Origin of the sequence: uncultured Winogradskyella sp., assembly GCF_947498005.1 — a bacterium.
In the GTDB taxonomy this organism is placed as follows: Bacteria; Bacteroidota; Bacteroidia; order Flavobacteriales; family Flavobacteriaceae; genus Winogradskyella.
Window position 1 is genome coordinate 184,773 of record NZ_CANMIW010000002.1, and the last position, 19,597, is coordinate 204,369.

General features: G+C 31.9%; 18 protein-coding genes. 11 read left to right on the forward strand and 7 right to left on the reverse strand.

Annotation, left to right across the window (positions count from 1 at the left end):
• Nucleotides 1-18 precede the first annotated feature (18 nt).
• The 10 genes from Q0891_RS04180 (at nucleotide 19) to Q0891_RS04225 (ending at nucleotide 10,602) form a co-directional block, all read left to right on the forward strand.
• The gene (locus tag Q0891_RS04180; protein WP_299099036.1) at nucleotides 19-1,290 is read left to right on the forward strand and encodes a hypothetical protein; all 1,272 of its coding nucleotides are present in this window, start codon (nucleotides 19-21) and stop codon (nucleotides 1,288-1,290) included.
• Complete coding sequence (locus Q0891_RS04185; RefSeq protein ID WP_299099038.1) at nucleotides 1,287-2,282, forward strand: glycosyltransferase family 1 protein; 996 nt, start codon at nucleotides 1,287-1,289, stop codon at nucleotides 2,280-2,282. The genes Q0891_RS04180 and Q0891_RS04185 overlap by 4 nt, the downstream gene beginning before the upstream one ends.
• Before the next feature lie 23 nt (nucleotides 2,283-2,305).
• Nucleotides 2,306-3,448 carry a glycosyltransferase gene (locus tag Q0891_RS04190; RefSeq protein WP_299099040.1) on the forward strand — a complete coding sequence of 381 codons (1,143 nt, stop codon included), beginning with the start codon at nucleotides 2,306-2,308 and terminating at the stop codon, nucleotides 3,446-3,448.
• A 10-nt stretch (nucleotides 3,449-3,458) separates the two neighbouring features.
• Entirely contained in the window at nucleotides 3,459-4,409 is a 951-nt protein-coding gene (locus Q0891_RS04195; RefSeq protein WP_299099042.1) for a UDP-glucuronic acid decarboxylase family protein, read from the forward strand.
• Between the two features lie 14 nt (nucleotides 4,410-4,423).
• Nucleotides 4,424-4,975 carry a WcaF family extracellular polysaccharide biosynthesis acetyltransferase gene (locus Q0891_RS04200; RefSeq protein ID WP_299099047.1) on the forward strand — a complete coding sequence of 184 codons (552 nt, stop codon included), beginning with the start codon at nucleotides 4,424-4,426 and terminating at the stop codon, nucleotides 4,973-4,975.
• A complete protein-coding gene (locus tag Q0891_RS04205) occupies nucleotides 4,976-5,725 on the forward strand; it encodes a glycosyltransferase family 2 protein (protein ID WP_299099049.1) in 750 nt (249 codons plus the stop codon).
• Between the two features lie 95 nt (nucleotides 5,726-5,820).
• A complete protein-coding gene (locus tag Q0891_RS04210) occupies nucleotides 5,821-6,912 on the forward strand; it encodes a glycosyltransferase family 4 protein (protein WP_299099050.1) in 1,092 nt (363 codons plus the stop codon).
• Nucleotides 6,913-6,992: 80 nt separating this feature from the next.
• A complete protein-coding gene (locus Q0891_RS04215; protein WP_299099052.1) occupies nucleotides 6,993-7,751 on the forward strand; it encodes a polysaccharide biosynthesis/export family protein in 759 nt (252 codons plus the stop codon).
• 1 nt (nucleotide 7,752) lies between these two features.
• Nucleotides 7,753-10,089, forward strand: a complete 2,337-nt coding sequence (locus Q0891_RS04220; protein WP_299099054.1) for a tyrosine-protein kinase domain-containing protein — start codon at nucleotides 7,753-7,755, stop codon at nucleotides 10,087-10,089.
• Between the two features lie 93 nt (nucleotides 10,090-10,182).
• Complete coding sequence (locus Q0891_RS04225) at nucleotides 10,183-10,602, forward strand: CBS domain-containing protein (protein ID WP_299099056.1); 420 nt, start codon at nucleotides 10,183-10,185, stop codon at nucleotides 10,600-10,602.
• Between the two features lie 19 nt (nucleotides 10,603-10,621).
• On the opposite strand, the gene rpe is transcribed toward Q0891_RS04225, so the two are convergent.
• From rpe to rpsO, 6 genes are all read right to left on the reverse strand, one after another.
• Entirely contained in the window at nucleotides 10,622-11,284 is a 663-nt protein-coding gene (gene rpe, locus Q0891_RS04230; protein ID WP_299099058.1) for a ribulose-phosphate 3-epimerase, read from the reverse strand.
• A gap of 262 nt (nucleotides 11,285-11,546) precedes the next feature.
• Complete coding sequence (locus tag Q0891_RS04235) at nucleotides 11,547-12,410, reverse strand: sigma-70 family RNA polymerase sigma factor (RefSeq protein WP_299099060.1); 864 nt, start codon at nucleotides 12,408-12,410, stop codon at nucleotides 11,547-11,549.
• 93 nt (nucleotides 12,411-12,503) lie between these two features.
• A complete protein-coding gene (locus Q0891_RS04240; protein ID WP_299099062.1) occupies nucleotides 12,504-12,878 on the reverse strand; it encodes a hypothetical protein in 375 nt (124 codons plus the stop codon).
• Between the two features lie 48 nt (nucleotides 12,879-12,926).
• Nucleotides 12,927-14,357 carry a glycosyltransferase family 2 protein gene (locus Q0891_RS04245; protein ID WP_299099064.1) on the reverse strand — a complete coding sequence of 477 codons (1,431 nt, stop codon included), beginning with the start codon at nucleotides 14,355-14,357 and terminating at the stop codon, nucleotides 12,927-12,929.
• 188 nt (nucleotides 14,358-14,545) lie between these two features.
• On the reverse strand, nucleotides 14,546-16,792 hold the full coding sequence (locus Q0891_RS04250) for a polyribonucleotide nucleotidyltransferase (RefSeq protein ID WP_299099066.1): 2,247 nt from the start codon (nucleotides 16,790-16,792) through the stop codon (nucleotides 14,546-14,548).
• 314 nt (nucleotides 16,793-17,106) lie between these two features.
• Entirely contained in the window at nucleotides 17,107-17,376 is a 270-nt protein-coding gene (gene rpsO, locus Q0891_RS04255; protein WP_299099068.1) for a 30S ribosomal protein S15, read from the reverse strand.
• 192 nt (nucleotides 17,377-17,568) lie between these two features.
• On the opposite strand from rpsO, the gene Q0891_RS04260 reads away from it, so the two are divergent.
• The gene (locus Q0891_RS04260; protein ID WP_299099070.1) at nucleotides 17,569-18,678 is read left to right on the forward strand and encodes a PAS domain S-box protein; all 1,110 of its coding nucleotides are present in this window, start codon (nucleotides 17,569-17,571) and stop codon (nucleotides 18,676-18,678) included.
• Between the two features lie 61 nt (nucleotides 18,679-18,739).
• Here the strand turns inward: Q0891_RS04260 and Q0891_RS04265 are convergent, their stop codons facing one another.
• Nucleotides 18,740-19,276 carry a hypothetical protein gene (locus Q0891_RS04265; protein WP_299099072.1) on the reverse strand — a complete coding sequence of 179 codons (537 nt, stop codon included), beginning with the start codon at nucleotides 19,274-19,276 and terminating at the stop codon, nucleotides 18,740-18,742.
• Nucleotides 19,277-19,597 lie beyond the last annotated feature (321 nt).

Genomic DNA, 19,597 nt, shown 5'->3' on the forward strand with positions numbered 1-19,597 from the left:
AATATAGGTTAGAAAATAATGGAGACATGGTCTTACATAGGTATCATAACCGTAATATTTGTTGCTTTTAAATTTGTTAAGCGGTTAGGGAAAGGATTACCAATACTTGAGTTAATGTTGCTTATCGCTGGTTTGCAATGGATTGTTGGTCCTATAGTTGAATATGCATCTCCTTCAACACATTGGAAATATTACATGTATGTAACAGAAGTATCGTATATGTCTTTCGTTGTGCCAGCGTATTTAATTTTTTGTTTGTCAGTATTTCTTACCATTAGAAAAAAAGGGGCTTTTAACCTGAATTTAGAGGTGTTAAAGAATTATTCTAGTTATGGATTAGTAATATTTCTGATTGGAGTGGCTTTTGAATTATTAGGGAGTGCGCTACCAAGGTCTCTTGGTTTTTTAGTGTTTATACTGTTGAATTTTAAATTCGTAGGCGCCATAATTTTATTTTATTCTGAAAACAAAAAGCTAAAAAGAGTATTTTATTTGGCAATTATATATTTGTTATTAGTAGCAATTTCTAAAGCACTATTTCATGATTTTATTCTGTGGTCAATGTTTTTCTATATGTTCTATGCACTAAAATATAAGCCTGCAATTCGTACGATAGTGTTGACTTTTGTGATAGGTATTTTCTTTGCACTCACATTACAAACGGTTAAGGCTGCTTTTAGAATGCAAGTTTGGAATAACTATTCGGGAAATAAATTAGAATTATTTGTTAATTTAATGATGACTTCCTTAATAACCGAAGAAACCAACGGTCCTGAATCTGATGACGAAATTGGTGTTAACGTAAGATTAAATCAAGGATGGATTATAAGTGCTATTATAGATAATATGCCTAAAAATCAAGACTACTTAAATGGTTCAACTATAAAAGATGCTGTATTTGCCTCTGTTTTGCCGAGATTTTTAAACCCAAATAAGGCGAAAGCTGGTGGGCAAGAGAATTTTGCTTTATTTACAGGACTTTCGATTAGCGAAGGCGTATCAATGGGTATTAGTATCATTGGCGAAGCATATGGGAATTTTGCAACATCTGGAGGGATGATATTCATGGGAATTTGGGGCTTTTTTTTAGGAAGGGTTTGGTTGTTTTTGATAAGACTAATAAAAAATAATGTTTTATACATAGCCTTTATTCCACTAATTTTTTTACAAGTTATAAAGGCAGAAACAGAATTAGTTGTAGTATTAAATCACTTAATTAAATCAATGATTGTTGTTATGTTGTTTTTTTGGTTCGTTAAAAAACAATTAAGATGGAGCTTTAATAAATGAAAAGTACAATAACATACATATTTCGAAAACCAGATCCAAAATATAAAAGTATTGAAGGGGTTTTTACTAATATTCTAAAGCTAGTTAGTGAAAAAACTAAAACGTCATTATTAAATCTTAACGAATCAGGAGGCGGTTTAAAAACACTTTGGTCTAATGTTACTTCGTTTAAAAAAGACAAAACGAGTATCTATCATATTACTGGAGATGTACATTATATGGCATTGGCTACAGGCAAAAAGACAGTATTAACTATACATGATGTGCAATCCATTTTAAAAGGCTCATTTTTTAAGCAATTATATTTAAAAACGTTTTGGTTTTGGTTACCAGCATTGTTTGTTAATCGTATTACTGTAATCTCAAATTTTACAAAATTAGAACTAGAAAAAGTAATTCCTTTTGCTAAGAAAAAAATAAAAGTGGTGCACAACCCTGTAAATGAATTGTTTAGTTGTACTAATTATATTTTTAATAATAAGAAGCCCAGAATTTTACTTCTAGGTACTAAACCTAACAAGAACTTAGAGAACGTTTTTCAGGCTCTATCTACAATAGCTTGCGAAATTGTACTAATTGGCAAGATGACAAAAGAGCAAGAAAATTTGGCAATTGCTTTAGATGTAAAAATTAACTCAGTCTTTGATTTAAATATAGATGAAGTTATTGAAGCATATAAAGCTTGTGATATATTGTGTTTTGCATCAACCTATGAAGGGTTTGGAATGCCAATAATTGAAGCACAAGCCATGGGTAGACCTGTAATAACTTCTAATCTTGGGGCAATGAAAGAGATATCCGCTAATACAGCTTATTTGGTTAATCCATATAGTATTGAAAATATACGATCTGGAATTGTTGAGGTTATTGAAAATTCGGAGCTCAGAGAAAGTTTGATCCTAAAAGGATTACAAAATGTAAAACGATTTAAGTCTGAAGAAATTTCAAAAGATTATATGGCTATTTATCATGAGGTAATGGCAAATAAGTAAACCAAATTATTAAATAGAAAAGCATGAAATTAAAATTATGGATATTTATAGATTGGTATTTCCCTGCATATAAAGCTGGTGGTCCTATTCAATCCATCTCTAATTTGGTAAGTCGTTTAAAGGACGAGTTTGAAATAAGTGTAATCACTTCAAATTCAGACTTAGGTGAGGTTTTAAATTTAAATCAAAAGGAGTTAAATGTTTGGGTAGAAAAAGAGGGTTATAGGGTAATGTATATTGATCGTGAACATCAAAATAAGCAATTTTACAATGCTCTTTTTGACGCAGAGGCATTTGATGTTGTATATTTTAATTCTCTATTTTCAATTAAATATACGTTGCTACCATTTTGGCTTTTAAGAAATAGGCCTATAAGGCGAGTTTTAGCAACTAGAGGTATGTTAGGAGCAGGTGCATTAGCTATAAAACCCTTAAAGAAAAAAGTGTTTTTAGCAATGTTTAAATTTTTAACCTTACATAAAAAAGTGATTTGGCATGCTACTGCTCAAAGTGAAATTGATGAAATTAAATTACATTTTGGGGCAGATCGTAAAATTTTATTAGCGCCAAACCTATCGGCGATTTCAAAAACGGGTTTTTTGAATAAAACAAAAAAAGAAAATGAAATCAACATTTTTTTTCTATCGCGTATTTCTGTAAAAAAGAATTTGATTGGCGCTTTAGAGGTGCTTTCAAAAATAGATTCAAAGTCTACAGTGAATTTTAGTATAATTGGCCCAATAGACGATGAAAGCTATTGGCAGAAATGTGAATCAAAAATTGAATTACTTCCACAAAATATATCAGTAACATATTTAGGAGCAATACCCAATATTGAACTACCTAAGACTTTAAAGGCACAACATTTACTGTTATTACCAACCTTTCATGAGAATTTTGGTCATGTTATAATGGAATCTTGGCAAAACGGTTGTCCTGTGATAATTTCTGATCAAACACCTTGGCGCAATTTGCAAGCAGATAAATTAGGTTATGATGTGGCAAATACAAATGAAGATGGTTTTGTAGACGCCATTGAGCATTTTTGTGGAATGGAAGAAGGTGAATATATGCAATGGTCTAAATCATCGTACAATTTTGCCAAGGGATTTATTGAGAATCCTGAGGTGTTAGAACAAAATAAAAGCTTATTTTTGAGCGCTTAAAGATTATATAATGAAACGAATTTTAGTTACTGGTGGTGCTGGTTTTGTTGGCTCACATCTCTGTGAAAGATTACTTAATGAAGGAAATGAAGTTATCTGTTTAGATAATTATTTCACGGGTTCAAAACGAAATATAGAACACTTAATGGATCATCATTACTTTGAATTGGTAAGACATGATATCATTAATCCATTTATGATTGAAGTAGATGAGATTTATAATATGGCTTGTCCTGCTTCACCTGTTCATTATCAATATAACCCAATCAAGACAATTAAAACCTCTGTGATGGGAGCGATTAATATGTTAGGTTTGGCTAAACGTGTTGGTGCAAAAATACTGCAAGCATCCACTAGTGAAGTTTATGGAGATCCAGCAGTTCATCCACAACCCGAAACTTATTGGGGAAATGTTAATCCTATTGGATTGAGATCCTGTTATGATGAAGGCAAAAGATGTGCAGAAACACTTTTTATGGATTACCATACACAAAATGAGGTAGACATAAAAATCATTAGAATTTTTAATACTTACGGACCAAGAATGCATCCTCAAGATGGTCGAGTGGTTTCAAATTTTATCATGCAAGCTTTAAAAGGAGATGATATAACGGTCTTTGGAGAAGGAACACAAACTAGAAGTTTTCAATATGTCGATGACCTCGTAGAAGGTACTATTCGTATGATGGGAAGTAGAGATGGTTTTGTAGGGCCTGTTAATATTGGTAACCCAGTAGAGTTTACCATGTTAGAATTAGCAGAATTGGTTATTGGTCTTACGAATTCAAAATCTAAAATTATTCATTTGCCATTGCCTCAAGATGACCCAATGCAACGTCAACCTGTTATCGATTTAGCGAAAAAGGAATTGAATGGTTGGGAACCTAAAGTTCACCTTAAAGAAGGCTTAGGTAAAACTATAAATTACTTTGATGGACTAATTAAAGCCAATAAAGCTTAAAGGAAACATATACTTTGAAAACTGATCTTTCTAAATATGATAATAGTTGGTATCAACCAGGATCATCGGTAAAACGATTGTTATGGTATGTTATTAGTTGGTTGTTTTTTGAAGGTGGATGGAATATTTCTTCAGGATTAAAAATATTCTGGTTAAAATGTTTTGGAGCTAAAATAGGTAAAGGTGTAATAATAAAACCTAAAATTACAATAAAGTACCCTTGGAAATTACTAGTAGGAGACCATTGTTGGATTGGAGAAAGTGTTTGGATTGATAATCTTGATCAAGTGACAATTGAAAGTAATGTTTGTATTTCACAAGGCGCACTGTTAATTTGTGGTAATCACAATTACAAAACACCAAATTTTGATTTATTCGTTGCACCCATAGTACTGAAAGAAGGATGTTGGGTCGGAGCAAAATCTATAGTGTCACCTGGTGTAACTTTAGAAAGTCATGCCGTACTAAGTCTAGGCTCTGTTGCGACACAAGATTTAGAGGCATTTGGTATTTATAGTGGCAATCCTGCTAAAAAAGTGAAAACTCGGAAAATAGAACAGCAGTAAATGAAAATTTCTATAATCACGGCAACATATAATAGTGCTTCTACGATTCAATCTTGTATGGAATCTGTACTAAATCAATCTTATGATAATATTGAATATATAATTGTAGATGGCGGTTCTAGTGACAAAACGCTAGATGTTATAAAAGAAAAAGCCAATGGAGATGCGCGTATTTTATATAGTTCTGAACCTGATAAGGGAATTTATGATGCTTTAAATAAAGGTATAAACAAATCAACTGGTGATATCGTTGGTTTTGTTCATTCTGATGATTTTTTAGCTGAAAATACCATTTTAGAAAAAATCGTTAACGTTTTTAAGATTAAAAATGTTGACGGTGTTTACGGTAATCTTCATTATGTAGCCATTGAAAACACGGACAAAATAATAAGAAATTGGGTAAGTGAAAATTTTGAACCCAAATTATTAAATAAAGGATGGATGCCAGCACATCCTACGTTATTTTTAAAGAGGAAACTTTACAGTGATAATGGCGGTTTTGACCTGAGCTATAAAATAGCTGCAGATTATGACTTTATTTTGCGTATATTTAAACAACCACAACTCAGATTTTCTTACCTTCCCGAAACTATAGTGAAAATGAGAGTAGGAGGCGCTAGTAATAGAAGTTTAAAAAACATTATACAGAAAACAAAAGAAGATTATAGAGCTGTTAAAACTAACAGAACAGGCAATTGGATGACAATTTTCATAAAAAATGCTTCCAAACTTAAACAGTTTATATCGTAGTTATTAATCATATTTAACTAGTTCTATTTTAGACGCTTTTCATAAAAATTATGCATCTTTGCATCGCATAACTTTTTAAAGTAGCATCATAAGCCATGATAAAAGAATTACTAGAAAATTTTAATCCAGTTGATTACGTTGGTTGGTTGGTTCTTATCGCGTCCGCTATTTCATTTGTATTTGCATTTGGAAGTTACCCTGCAATTATTTTAGTAGCATTAAAGAAAAATTTAATGGACAAGTCTGGTGATCGCAGTAGTCATAAAGGCACTGTACCTAATTTAGGTGGTATTGGTTTGTACTTAAGTATAGTAGTTTCAATAACAATTACAGGTGCCACTTTAGATACTAAAAGTTTATTTTTAATTTTAGGTAGTATAACCCTTTTGTTTTTTTTAGGATTAAAAGATGATATATTAATATTATCACCTCGTAAAAAATTTATGGGTCAATTGTTAGCGGCTCTACTTCTAATTATTTTTACAGATACACGTATTTATGGGTTTTCTGGGATTTTAGGGATAACTATAATGCCCTATTGGGTATCAGTAGGTTTCACGTTATTCGTTTATCTTTTAGTAATCAATGCCTTTAACTTGATAGATGGAGTTGATGGTTTAGCGGGTTCATTGGCTTTAATGGCTTGTACTGCCTTTGGTGTTTTATTTTACTTATATAATGATATAAGCATGGTTGTATTAGCAGCTTCAGCAGTTGGTGCCCTTGTTTCCTTTTTGTATTTTAATTTTTCAAAACGCAGAAAAATGTTTATGGGAGATTCAGGTTCAATGATTCTAGGATTTATAATTGCGGTTTTCGCAGTTCGATTTATTGATGCCTCAGAAAGTTCTACTACAAGTCTATTTCGATCGTCATCACCAATATTGACATTGGCAATATTGTTCTTCCCTTTATTAGATACGCTAAGAATATTTTTTATCAGAATTGTTGTTCATAAAAAAAGTCCATTTTCTGCGGATAATAATCACTTACATCATCGCTTTTTGAGATTTGGATTTTCTCATGTTCAAACTACCTTAACCATTGTTTGTATTAATGTGGCTTTGATTCTTATTGCTTATTTCTGTAAAAATATTGATATCAATTGGCAATTAATTATATTACTCGCATCGGGAACGTTACTATATTCCTTATACTTTGTTTTTGATTGGATTAAGGGTAAATAGTTTTAATTTCTGGCAAAATTAACTATTAGTTTTTTAAAACTATAATTGAGTTATATTTGTCATTTTATAAATATAAAATAATGTCAAAGTACTTTTATTGTTTGCTAAGCGTTATGCTCCTTTTTTCTTGTACGAGTAAAAAAGAGATTCTTTATTTACAAGACGCTGATCAATATTCTAATAAGGAAATTAGCTATGTTAAATCAACAATACAGCCAAACGATGTATTGAGAATAAACGTTAGTGCGCTGATTCCTGAAACTGCAATTCCATATAATAAGATAACAACTGGAACTGGCGGAGCTAGTGTTGAGTTAATGCAATTAGACGGCTATTTGGTTTCAGAAAACTTAACGATTAAATTTCCAGTACTTGGCGTGTTGTCAGTTGCCGAAATGACTACTCAACAGTTCTCAGAATTTTTAAAACATAAATTAGAAGATGGAGGTCATCTTATTAATCCTTCGGTAGATGTGCGTTTAATTAATGCAAAAGTTACCATTTTAGGTCAGGTTGGTCAACCAGGAACCTACAGTTTTACAGAGCAAAATATTACTTTATTACAGGCACTAGGTTATGCTGGAGATTTAACTATCAATGGTAAACGTGAGGACGTAAAAATAATTAGGTTAGAAAATGGTGTACAACAGATTGCTCATATAGATTTGACTTCTGCAGATTGGTTAAATGGACCTTTTAGTTTTATTAAACCAAATGACACTATAATTGTTGATCCTAATAACCCAAAAGTAAAAAGCGCAGGGTTCATAGGTAATGTAGGTACTGTTATTTCTGTGGTTTCTATTTTACTAACAACGGTAGTTTTAATTACAAAATAAGATGAGTCAGGTTCCAGAAAGCAGTTATAAGTCAGATTCTGATAGAGGTGAGTATATTAAGAGGGAAGTACAAAAGTACTTGCAGTATTGGCCATGGTTTGTACTTAGCGTTATCTTGGCTTTAGTTGCTGGATACATGTATTTAAGATATACTCCGAAAGTGTATACAGCAAATGCTAAAATTAAAATTTTAAACAAAACCAAAGGTTTAGAATTACCTTCTTCTGCATTTGTTTTTAATCGTTCTAATATTAACCTTGAGAATGAAATTGAAATACTAAAATCGTACCGTATAATAGAAAATGTTGTAGATCGTTTAGATCTAACTATGCGTTTTTATGAAGAGGGTAATGTATTGACAACAGAGGTTAGTCAATTACCGTTTAATATTATTAAGACCATCAGTAATGATAGTATTTATGTAAGTTCATCTTATGTAATTGAAGTAAAGCCTAAAGGGTTTGAGGTAATACCTTCTAGTACTGGTCAAGTTTTATTATTTCCTGATTTCGAGTCAACTAAAACAAATCACAACTTACCTTTTGAATTAAGTTTAAATGAAGCGATTAAAGTAGATCAACTCATAGGAAAGTCTTATGTTGTTAAGTTTTCTTCAATTGCGTCAGTCACTAAAGGCCTAAAAGGAGGAGTAGGAGTTGGCGTACTTGGTAAAAATAGTGATTTACTACAGTTAAGTTTTACAAGTCAAAGCAAATCTAAAAATGAACGTGTATTAAATACATTAATAGATGTTTTCAATGAGGATGGTATTAGTGATCGTCAAGACATTTCAAGACGTACTATTGATTTTATTGATAAAAGATTTAAGTTACTTGCAAGAGAATTAGATTCAATAGAATTGGGGATTCAAGACTATAAGCAAGATAATAATTTAATTACTATTGAGTCAGATGCACAATTAGGAATCTCTCAAAGAACATTGTCAGAAGAAGAGTTGTTTGCATTACAAAACCAAATGACGGTTACGCAAATGCTACGAGAGTCTGTTGAAAATCAAAACTCTAATACCGACTTATTACCAGCTAATATTGGACTCGATAATGCCAGTGTTAATGGTTTAGTAAGTAATTATAACGCACTTGTTCTCGAACGAGACAATCTTAAAATAAGTGGAGGGAGTAACAACCCTAATGTAGTTGTATTAGAATCGAAATTAAAAGACGTTAAGTCTAACATATATGCTTCTATAGATTCTTATGCTAAGCAATTAGAGGTTTCAAAATCTCAATTATTAAGAAAAAACAGAAAATATTCGTCTCAAGTTTATAGTTTACCGGCTAAAGAAAAGGCAATTGTAGATATTACTAGACAGCGTGAAATTAAACAAAGCTTATATCTCTTTTTACTTCAGAAAAGAGAGGAGGCAGCTATCAATCTTGCCATTACAGAACCATCCATTAAGGTTGTTGAATACGCTATCTCTGGTGGAGCAGCAATTTCTCCAATACCAAGAAGTGTGTATTTGCTAGCGTTATTGGCTGGTTTATTGCTTCCTGCAGCTATCATTTATATTAGACATTTATTAGATACAAAGGTAAATGGAAGAGAGGATGTTGTAGAAAGAAACTCAAAAATTCCTATTGTTGGAGAATTACCGCGAGTAAAAGATCAGCAATTAATTTTTAGTAACCCAGAAGATAATTCAGTTCAAGCAGAGGCATTTAGAATTTTAAGTTCTAATGTAGATTATATATTGCCTCCAAAAGTTAAAGATAATGGAAGAATTATTTTTAGTACATCTACAATTAAAGGAGAGGGTAAAACTTATGTTAGTATTAATTTATCACTATCTCTATCAAGTATAAATCGAAGAGTACTATTAATAGGAGCTGATTTGAGAAACCCTCAAATTCACACGCATATTCTGGAAGAGAAGCACAAACCAGGCTTGTCTAACTATTTGCATGACACGGATTACGATTGGCGAGATGCCTTAATAAAGGGATTTGATAAGCATCCTAATCACGATATCATTTTGTCGGGAAGTATTCCTCCAAATCCAGCTCATTTACTTACTAATGGTCGCTTTAAAAAATTATTAGATGAAGCAAGATTGGAGTATGATTATATTGTAGTAGATACAGCACCAACGATTTTGGTTACCGATACAATGCTTATTTCTCAATTGGCAGATGCAACAATCTATTTGGTACGAGCTAATTATACTGAGAAAAATCTTCTGAACTACTCTAAAGATTTATTTGAGTCTGGTAAATTAAAAAATATGGCTTATGTACTCAATAGTGTTGATACAAATAAGTCTTACGGCTACGGTTATAATTACGGTTATAATTATGGTTATGGAAGTAAGGAGTAAATAACATTACTTAATTTATAAATGTGATAAAAGTCATGTTATTTCAGGTTCTTATATTTTACTTTTAATAGTGAATTTAAAAATCTAGAAATCATGTCAAACACAACTCAGATTTCCTCAATAATGTCTAAAAATATCATTGCTCTAAATAGAGATGATGATTTAGAAACAGCAGAAATTCTTTTTAAACGGCATAAAATAAGACATATCCCTGTGGTTAAAGGTGAAGTTATTATTGGGATGCTAAGTTATACTGATTTATTAAGAATTAGTTTTGCAGATGCTGTGGACGAAAGTGAGACGGAAGTAGATACATTGGTTTATAATATGTTTACAATAGATCAAGTTATGGCAAAAAATGTAATAACTGTTTCCTCTGATGCTACAATTAAAGAAGTTTCTAAGATATTAGCAGCAAAGGAGTTTCACGCTTTACCAGTGGTTGATAACGGAATTTTAGTTGGCATTATTACAACTACTGATTTAATTAAATATTTAATAAATCAACTGTAAAAAATATGGCAAAGCATTTTTAAGAATTAGCGATTGCTTTTAAATTTTTAATAGTAGCTGTTGGGTTTTCGCTTTTGAAAACATGACTACCAGCAACAAAGGTATCTGCGCCAGCCTCAACTAATTTTTTAATATTTTTATCTGTAACACCACCATCGATTTCAATTCTAGTACCTAGACCTTGTTCATCAATCATTTTACGCAAATTTTTAACACGCTTATAAGTAATGTCTTCAAATTTTTGACCTCCAAAACCAGGATTAATAGACATTAATAGTATCATATAACATTCTGGTAATATATCTTCTAAAACATTAAGAGGTGTTGTGATATTAAGTACAATACCAGCTTTACAACCAGCATCTCTAATTTGCCTAAGTGTTCTGTGTAAGTGCACTGTGGATTCATAATGGACTGTAATAATATCTGCACCAACCTTAGCAAATTCTTCAATATAACGCTCAGGTTTTTCAATCATTAAATGTACATCTAGTGGCTTTGTAGCATACTTTTTAATGGCAGCGATAACAGGCATTCCGTAAGAGATGTTAGGAACAAAGTGACCATCCATCACATCTATGTGAAACCAATCAGCATCACTGTTATTAACCATTTCAGTATCTCTTTGAAGGTTGCCAAAATCTGCAGCTAACATTGATGGTGCTATTAATTTAGAAGCCATTGTGAAATATTTTTAGTTGCTGCAAAGGTAATTAATTTGATAAGATTTTAACTTGAAAATAGCTTATAATAATTAAAGTCAGTAATGATTTTTTACAATTAAATTCAATAATACTAATATAAAAAATCAATTACTTTTAGAAAGTTTATAAAAAAGTGAACCCACGGTAATCAGCCGTGGGTTCTTTCATCAATCAAAAAACGAACAGTTATGTTTGTAACTGTTGTTACCTTCTTTAGGTTGGTCGTTAAATTTACTAAACCTAACCTAAATATGTCTTTAATATTTTACTTCTAGACGTATGTTTTAAACGTCTAACAGCTTTTTCTTTTATTTGTCTTACGCGCTCTCTTGTTAAATCAAATGTTTCTCCAATTTCTTCAAGTGTCATTGGGTGTTCATTGACCAATCCAAAATACAAACGAATAACATCTGCTTCTCGAGGTGTTAAGGTTTCTAATGCACGTTCTATTTCCGTTCTTAACGATTCATGTAATAATTCTCTATCTGGATTTGGAGATTCACCACTACGTAATACATCGTATAAGTTTGAGTCTTCTCCTTCTACCAAAGGTGCGTCCATACTTACGTGACGACCAGAGTTTTTCAAAGATTCTTTTACATCATTAATAGTCATGTCTAATTCCTTCGCAATTTCTTCAGGAGAAGGAGGTCTTTCATGACTTTGTTCTAAAAAGGCAAATGTCTTATTAATTTTGTTAATAGACCCAATTTTGTTTAAAGGTAATCTAACTATTCGAGATTGTTCTGCTAAAGCTTGTAAAATTGATTGTCTAATCCACCAAACGGCATAAGATATAAATTTAAAACCACGTGTTTCATCAAAACGTTGCGCGGCTTTAATTAGCCCTAAGTTACCTTCATTAATTAAATCAGGTAGAGTTAAGCCTTGATTTTGATATTGTTTAGCGACAGAAACTACAAAACGTAAGTTAGCTTTCGTCAACTTCTCTAATGCCAATTGGTCACCAGCTTTAATACGCTGAGCTAATTCTACCTCTTCGTCCGCTGTTATAAGATCTACCTTACCAATTTCTTGTAAATATTTGTCTAACGATGCAGTTTCTCTATTGGTAACCTGCTTGGTAATTTTAAGCTGTCTCATTCAATTTTAGATTTGTGCAATAATTGAGCAACGCTATGTTGCTATAATTATACGTAAAAATGCATAAAAATGTTACACAAAATCATAAAAAAATTAAATTTTTAGAAGTTTTATCGCATCAAGATTGATATCATTTACCGTTTCGTTAGTAAATTTATAATGTCCTCTTGTCGTTATTAATCTAAACCTATAAGCTTTTAATTGACTCAATGTGTTTAAAAATAGCCATTTGGATTTAAGCAATCTTGTTTTTTTTGATTTTAAACTCAAATCAAAGATATGCTTTCTTCCTTCTTTTTCTGCAACTATATCTGGTGTTACATCAATATCACTTCCTTTCTTGCGATATGATTTAGGGGTCTCATATCCTTCCGTATCAGCTTTAATATTAGAATAACCTAAATTTTTGAGATAAGTTATTGACTGATTTAACTCATCTGCATAATTGTTTTTGTCTTGTGTTATCATAGTTAATAAACTAAGAAAAATCTAGCAGAATTCCAAGTGAATCAACAATTACTTTGTAAGTTCACGTGTTAACCAACCTCTCTTATTTGCTGTTGCAATCGCATACGGCGTAATCCAAAATAAAGCAAATGTGTACATTATGCTATAAGAGTATGCCCAAATTCCTTGTGTTGTTTTGTACTGGCTTGTAAAAAACAATACAGAGAACGTTGAAGCAATTAATATGCTTACCAAAGTAGAGCCTAAAAATAATAACGGGTGAACTATAACAAAGAACAACATAGAGATCAGTAGAGGGTAGCTCATTAATATTTTTAAAAACTGACTAATAAAAAGTATACGTGTACCTGCTTTACCTGTAGCTCTAAAATTTGTAAAGACATATTTTGCCATTTCTAAACTCTCACGAACGTTACTTCTTCCCCAACGAATAAACATTTTATATAAGCCTAAATACTGATCTGGCACATTAGTATATGCTACAGCATTTTTCTGAAATAATACATGTTTTCCTTGTTTTAAAATCATGTTGGTCATGGCTCGGTCTTCACCAATATCTGATGGTTGACCCATAAATTTTTGGTTTATCCATTCTGGCAAACATTTGTGGACAGCTGTACTTCTATAAGCTGCTAAAGCTCCAGGTGTACAAAGCACTGAGTTAAGATTGCTTTCTGCGGAACGTACAAACTCAAAACTCATTACAAAACTGACGTCAAGCATTTTAGGAAGCATATCCTTCTTGTTATTTAGAACTCTAATATTACCTGCAACGGCACCACATTGTTCATCAACCATAAAAGGGCTCACTAAATTTCTTAAGGTTTCTTCTGTTACAATTGAATCACTATCAATCGTCACATAAATATCACCAGTACCCAAATTAAATCCTCGGTAAAGTGCATGACGTTTTCCTTGATTTTCTGGCTGTTGATAGATTTCTATTTGGTCACCTAATTTAGATTTAGCATCTAGCATCCAATCCCAAGTATCATCTTTACTACCATCGTCAATGGATATAACTTGTAGTTTGTGTTTAGGGTAATCACTGTTAGTAATACTCATTAAAGTATCCCAAACTTGTTTCCCTTCATTATAAGCTGGCACAATAACAGTAACCGTAGGTAATTCTTCATCAGTAACAGAATCAATAGGTTTATACTTAAAATAATTATAAGCTTTGAAAATAAAGAATGACGCTTTAAAGACAAATAAACCTGTTGCGATAGTAATAAAAGTATATCCTAAAGCAGTACTTGCTTTATCAGAACTAAGTTGTTCAAAGTCATTGTGAAATACAGATAGAAAATAGATACCTATTACTAAAAGTAAAAATGAGCTAAATAGTACAATTTTATTATAGGGATTTTCTGTTTTTGATTTGCTGTTTAGAAATAAATTAAAACTATTAGATAGTTTTGTAGTTGTTTTTATTGAGTTAGATATTGTTTTTTTACTTGAATTTTTTTTTGATGACATAAATCTTAACTATTGGATTGATTAATTAAAATAGATGTACGTTTACTATTACAAATTAGATTTTTTTTGAGATATATTTAACATTCACTACGTGTAGAATCTTTTTTACTATTCTCTTAATTTTTCAAATTAAAAAAGCCTGTTTCAAAATTTGAAACAGGCTTTAATATTATAAACTTTAAAAAGAATTAATCTTCTTTCTTATCGTTTCTTGGTTTACGATCATCACGTCTATTATCACGTCCGCGATTATCTCTACCTCTGTTATCACGTCCACGGTTGTTATCTCTTGGTGGTCTTTCCACATAACCTTCTGGTTTTGGTAAAATCGCCTTACGAGATACTTTTTCTTTACGAGTACGTTTGTCTATACCAAAGTATTTTACATCAAAAACATCGCCCATGTTTACAACATCGCTTACGTTTTCAGTACGTTCCCAAGCTAACTCAGATACGTGCAGTAATACTTCGTTTCCTGGTGCTTCAACATATTCTACAACCGCTCCAAAATCTAGCATTTTAATAACCTTTACTTCGTAAACGCTACCAACTTCAGGCTTAAATAATAAAGAGTCAATTTTTGCCATAACAGCATCAATACCTTTACTACCAACACCTAAAATTTCAACAATACCTTCTTCAGTAACAGGATCTTCGTTAATAACGATAGTAGTTTCTGTTTCTTTTTGCATTTCTTGAATCACTTTTCCTCCAGGTCCAATTAACGCTCCAATAAATTCATTAGGAATACGTCTAGAAACCATAGTAGGTGCATGATCTTTAACATCTGCATTAGGTGTTTCAATAGTTTCGGTAATTTTACCTAAAATATGTAAACGACCGTCACGCGCTTGTTTTAAAGCATTAACAAGAATTTCATAAGACAATCCTTTTACTTTAATATCCATTTGACAAGCTGTAATACCATCTGCAGTACCAGTAACTTTAAAATCCATGTCACCTAAGTGATCTTCATCACCTAAAATATCAGATAAAACAGCATATTTTCCAGAATCTGCATCAGAAATTAATCCCATTGCAATACCAGAAACAGGCTTTTTAAGTTGCACACCAGCATCCATCATTGCCATTGTACCAGCACAAACGGTAGCCATAGAAGAAGAACCATTAGATTCTAATATCTCTGAAACCACACGCACTGTGTAAGGACAATCATCAGGAACCATACCTTTTAAAGCACGTTGTGCTAAGTTACCATGTCCTATCTCACGACGAGATGTTCCACGTATTGGTCTAGCTTCACCTGTAGAAAAAGGAGGGAAGTTATAATGTAAATAGAAACGATCTTCACCTTCGTAAGATGGCATATCAATTTGTGCAGCCTCTCTACTTGTACCTAGAGTAACCGTAGCTAAAGCTTGAGTTTCCCCACGTGTAAATACAGCAGATCCATGTGTAGAAGGTAAATAATCAACCTCACTCCAAATAGGTCTAATTTCATCTGTTTTACGTCCATCTAAACGTAAACCTTCGTTCAGTGTTAAATCTCTAACTGCAGCTTTTTCAGCTTTAGCATAGTATTTTGAAATTAACCCACCGTAATCTGCTTGTTCTTCTTCAGAAAAACTAGCCTTTATTTCTTCTTTTATTTCTGCAAATGCAGCACTACGTTCATGCTTAGCAGATCCTGCTTGAGCAATTGCGTAAACCTTATCATAAGCCATATCGTGAATTTTAGCAGCTAAATCAGCTTCTTCTCTTTCACCATCATACTCACGTACATCTTTTTTGCCAAAAGCTTTTGCTAAAGCTTCTTGGGCAGCACATTGTACCTTAATAGCTTCGTGAGCAAATTTAATAGCTTCAGTCATTTCTTCTTCAGAAATCTCATCCATTTCACCTTCAACCATCATTACAGAATCAGCAGATGCTCCAATCATCATATCGATGTCAGACTCTTCTAATTGCGCTCTAGTTGGGTTAATAATGAATTCACCATTTACACGGCCAACTCTAGCCTCAGAGATAGCACATTCAAATGGAAAATCTGATAATTGAATAGCAGCCGAAGCGGCTAAACCTGCCATAGCATCTGGCATAACCTCTGGGTCGTGAGACATTAATTGTATCATTACCTGAGTTTCAGAGTGGTAATCTTTTGGGAATAATGGACGTAAAACTCTATCCACTAAACGCATTGTTAAAACTTCTCCGTCACTAGGTCTAGCTTCTCTTTTAAAGAAACCACCTGGATAACGACCAGCAGCAGCAAATTTTTCTCTGTAATCTACCGTTAAAGGTAAAAAGTCAACATCTGCTTGTTTGTAATTGGAAACAACTGTACATAATAACATACATTTCCCTGATTGAACAACAACAGAACCATGTGCCTGTTTTGCTAATTTTCCGGTTTCAATAGAAATTTCTCTACCATCACCAAGGTCAATGACCTCTTTAAATACTTTTGGAATCATAATTTTAGTTCTAAATTCTAACGCATTATCGCTCGTTAGAACAGTGTTAAACAATGGTCGTTGTGTTGTTGTAGTTGTCGTTGTTGTTTAGACCAATGAAAAACCTTTAGTTCCGAACCTTTTCGGAAACTAGCTTCTTCTATTTTTACGTCATTTATACTCTTACGTTAGAGTTATATTCTTTGGGCGTTACCACAAGGGTCGGGCTTTCCGTTTCAAGTCCTCGCACCTCCTTCGTTGGGCTGTGGGCTTTTCTCTGCAATCCCTAACGCAAACAAAAAACCACGCTGGTTAGCGTGGTCTTTTTATTGAGATTATTTTCTTAATCCTAATTCTTTTACTATTGCACGATATCTTAAGACATCTTTCTTAGTTAAGTAGTCAAGTAAAGCACGACGCTTACCTACTAATTTTACTAACGAACGCTCAGTATTATAATCTTTACGATTCTTCTTTAAGTGTTCTGTTAAGTGGTTAATTCTTGCTGTAAATAAAGCAATTTGTCCTTCTGCTGTACCAGTATCGTTTTTTCCTTTACCGTGTTTTGCGAAGATTTCTTCTTTTGCGTCTTTTGTTAAATACATTCTAATATTATTGTAAATGATTGTTATGTACACGAAAGCTTTTCTTTCGATCGGCAAATATACTATTTTTTTGCGATTTGGCTTTTTTTTCGTAACTTTTAATATTGATTACAATTTAAATATTGATTTTGCCCAGTTAACCCTTACTAACTAATAACTTTCAAGAAAGATTAATCTATTTAAAATTAATGCATGAAAGTCACAAATCATCTTCGAAATTTCTCTAATGCTTATGACGTATTAGAACGTACCTTTAATAATACTTATAACGGAATAGCCATAGTAAACTTAGATGGTAATTGGTTAAAAGTAAACGAAAGTGTTTGCGATATCTTTGGTTATACACGATGGGAATTATTTAACATGGACATTAATAATATTGTCTATGCCGAGGATCTTGGAGTTCATGAAAAAAAATATGAAGACCTTATTAGTGGTAACATTGATAAATATCGCGTAAAACAACGCTACTTTCATAGAAACGGTTCTATAATATGGGTTTTAATTTATGTGTCTTTGGTATATTTCAAAGAAGGAAGAGCGCATATGATTTGGCAGTTTACGGATATTACAAATAGACAAAGAAATCAAGATAAATTAAAATTAATGCTAAGTGTGGCAGAAGAACAGAACGACAGACTAAAGTCGTTTGCTAATATTGTTACTCACAATTTAAGATCACACTCTGGTAATTTGTCTTTATTAACCGATTTTATTGAAGAGGATTTTTCTACTATAAAATCTAATGACAATTTTCAACTACTAAAAAAAGCAGTTTCTAATTTGCAAGAAACGGTAGATCATTTAACCCAAGTAGCAAAAATAAGAGAAATAGATAGTGCAATTTTAGAGCCGCTTAACTTGTTTGATTATGTAGAGAAGGCAACTTATAATATTATTGCATTAGCGCAAAATGCAGAGGCAACTATTTATAATGAAGTTGATGAAGATATTTGTGTTATGGGAAAACCAGCTTACTTAGATAGTATTGTTCTTAATTTTCTTACTAACGCGATAAAATATAAATCTGAAGATAGAAAACCAATTATTGAGATTAGTTCTCATATAGAAAACGATTTTGTTGTTTTAAAAATATCTGATAATGGCCTTGGCATAGACTTAAATAAATTTGGAGATACACTCTTTCAAATGTATAAAACCTTTCATCAAAACGAAGATGCTATTGGTATTGGATTATTTATAACCAAAAATCATATTGAATCTTTAGGAGGAAAGGTTGAAATTACTAGTGAAGTTGGTGTTGGTACCGAATTCTCTGTGTTCTTAAAAAAGGCCAGTTGAAACTAAAATTAAAAAGCCTTTAAAATTAATTTTAAAGGCTTTTTAAAAAATCAATTACTGTTTATAAAACATCTATGGTAACTGTTAAATCAAAAGTAACCTCAACGTCAAAAGCTACAGGTGTTTCGTTAACCGTTCCTGTTAAAGACATATTAACGACTTGATCATTTTCTAAATCGTTAGCCAAGGAATTAAATCCACTCGTATCCGAAATGGTATAAATTGTATTATCAATATCAGATTGTTCAAGGTTAATATTAGAAACAGTTATAGAATTGGTGCCATAAGTTAATTGGCCATCCGTTAGCATAGCATCCTCTGAACCTGAAAAATTTATAATTTCATAGGTAATAGAATTAATAGAGATATTTTGAATTAAATCTATATTATTTTGAATGTCTTCATTATCCGTAATATCTAGGGTTATGGCAGAAGAAAAACTTTGTGGTTGACCTTCAGAATCCTCTTGTACAGACACATTAAATGTTCTCGTAAAATCTTGAGTAATGTCTATCTCAGTTATTTCATCGAGTTCATCACAAGAAAACGCTGATATAAATAGTAATAATAAAAGTCCAACTTTTGTTTTAATTTTCATTTTTAAGGTTTTTTTAGTTTCTTTTTGTTTTGGTTAAAAGTAAACTTGGTTAGTGCGCAATATATGATTTTTTTTTTAAAATACTGACATGCAGTTTATTATGTGTTTTGTTTGTTTGCCTTTTTTATATAATATAGCTATGAGATAAATTATGAATTAAAATTCTTAAGATTAATTCATCCAGAATAAAAAGATGTTAAAGAAGTGATCTATAACAATTGGTTTACGTAAGAGGGATACACATATCTTTAAGTACATCTCACGTAATTTTACATTATGATTTTAGTTTTTTAAGAGCATTACAGTAATAAACTAATAAGT

Coding starts and splice junctions, on each gene's coding strand:
- Q0891_RS04210 (WP_299099050.1), top strand. CDS start 5,821: ATGATAAAAGAATTACTAGAAAATTTTAATCCAGTTGATTACGTTGGT.
- Q0891_RS04265 (WP_299099072.1), bottom strand. CDS start 19,276: ATGAAAATTAAAACAAAAGTTGGACTTTTATTATTACTATTTATATCA.
- Q0891_RS04250 (WP_299099066.1), bottom strand. CDS start 16,792: ATGATTCCAAAAGTATTTAAAGAGGTCATTGACCTTGGTGATGGTAGA.
- Q0891_RS04185 (WP_299099038.1), top strand. CDS start 1,287: ATGAAAAGTACAATAACATACATATTTCGAAAACCAGATCCAAAATAT.
- Q0891_RS04205 (WP_299099049.1), top strand. CDS start 4,976: ATGAAAATTTCTATAATCACGGCAACATATAATAGTGCTTCTACGATT.
- Q0891_RS04245 (WP_299099064.1), bottom strand. CDS start 14,357: ATGTCATCAAAAAAAAATTCAAGTAAAAAAACAATATCTAACTCAATA.
- Q0891_RS04220 (WP_299099054.1), top strand. CDS start 7,753: ATGAGTCAGGTTCCAGAAAGCAGTTATAAGTCAGATTCTGATAGAGGT.
- Q0891_RS04180 (WP_299099036.1), top strand. CDS start 19: ATGGAGACATGGTCTTACATAGGTATCATAACCGTAATATTTGTTGCT.
- rpe (WP_299099058.1), bottom strand. CDS start 11,284: ATGGCTTCTAAATTAATAGCACCATCAATGTTAGCTGCAGATTTTGGC.
- Q0891_RS04235 (WP_299099060.1), bottom strand. CDS start 12,410: ATGAGACAGCTTAAAATTACCAAGCAGGTTACCAATAGAGAAACTGCA.
- rpsO (WP_299099068.1), bottom strand. CDS start 17,376: ATGTATTTAACAAAAGACGCAAAAGAAGAAATCTTCGCAAAACACGGT.
- Q0891_RS04195 (WP_299099042.1), top strand. CDS start 3,459: ATGAAACGAATTTTAGTTACTGGTGGTGCTGGTTTTGTTGGCTCACAT.
- Q0891_RS04240 (WP_299099062.1), bottom strand. CDS start 12,878: ATGATAACACAAGACAAAAACAATTATGCAGATGAGTTAAATCAGTCA.
- Q0891_RS04215 (WP_299099052.1), top strand. CDS start 6,993: ATGTCAAAGTACTTTTATTGTTTGCTAAGCGTTATGCTCCTTTTTTCT.
- Q0891_RS04190 (WP_299099040.1), top strand. CDS start 2,306: ATGAAATTAAAATTATGGATATTTATAGATTGGTATTTCCCTGCATAT.
- Q0891_RS04260 (WP_299099070.1), top strand. CDS start 17,569: ATGAAAGTCACAAATCATCTTCGAAATTTCTCTAATGCTTATGACGTA.
- Q0891_RS04225 (WP_299099056.1), top strand. CDS start 10,183: ATGTCAAACACAACTCAGATTTCCTCAATAATGTCTAAAAATATCATT.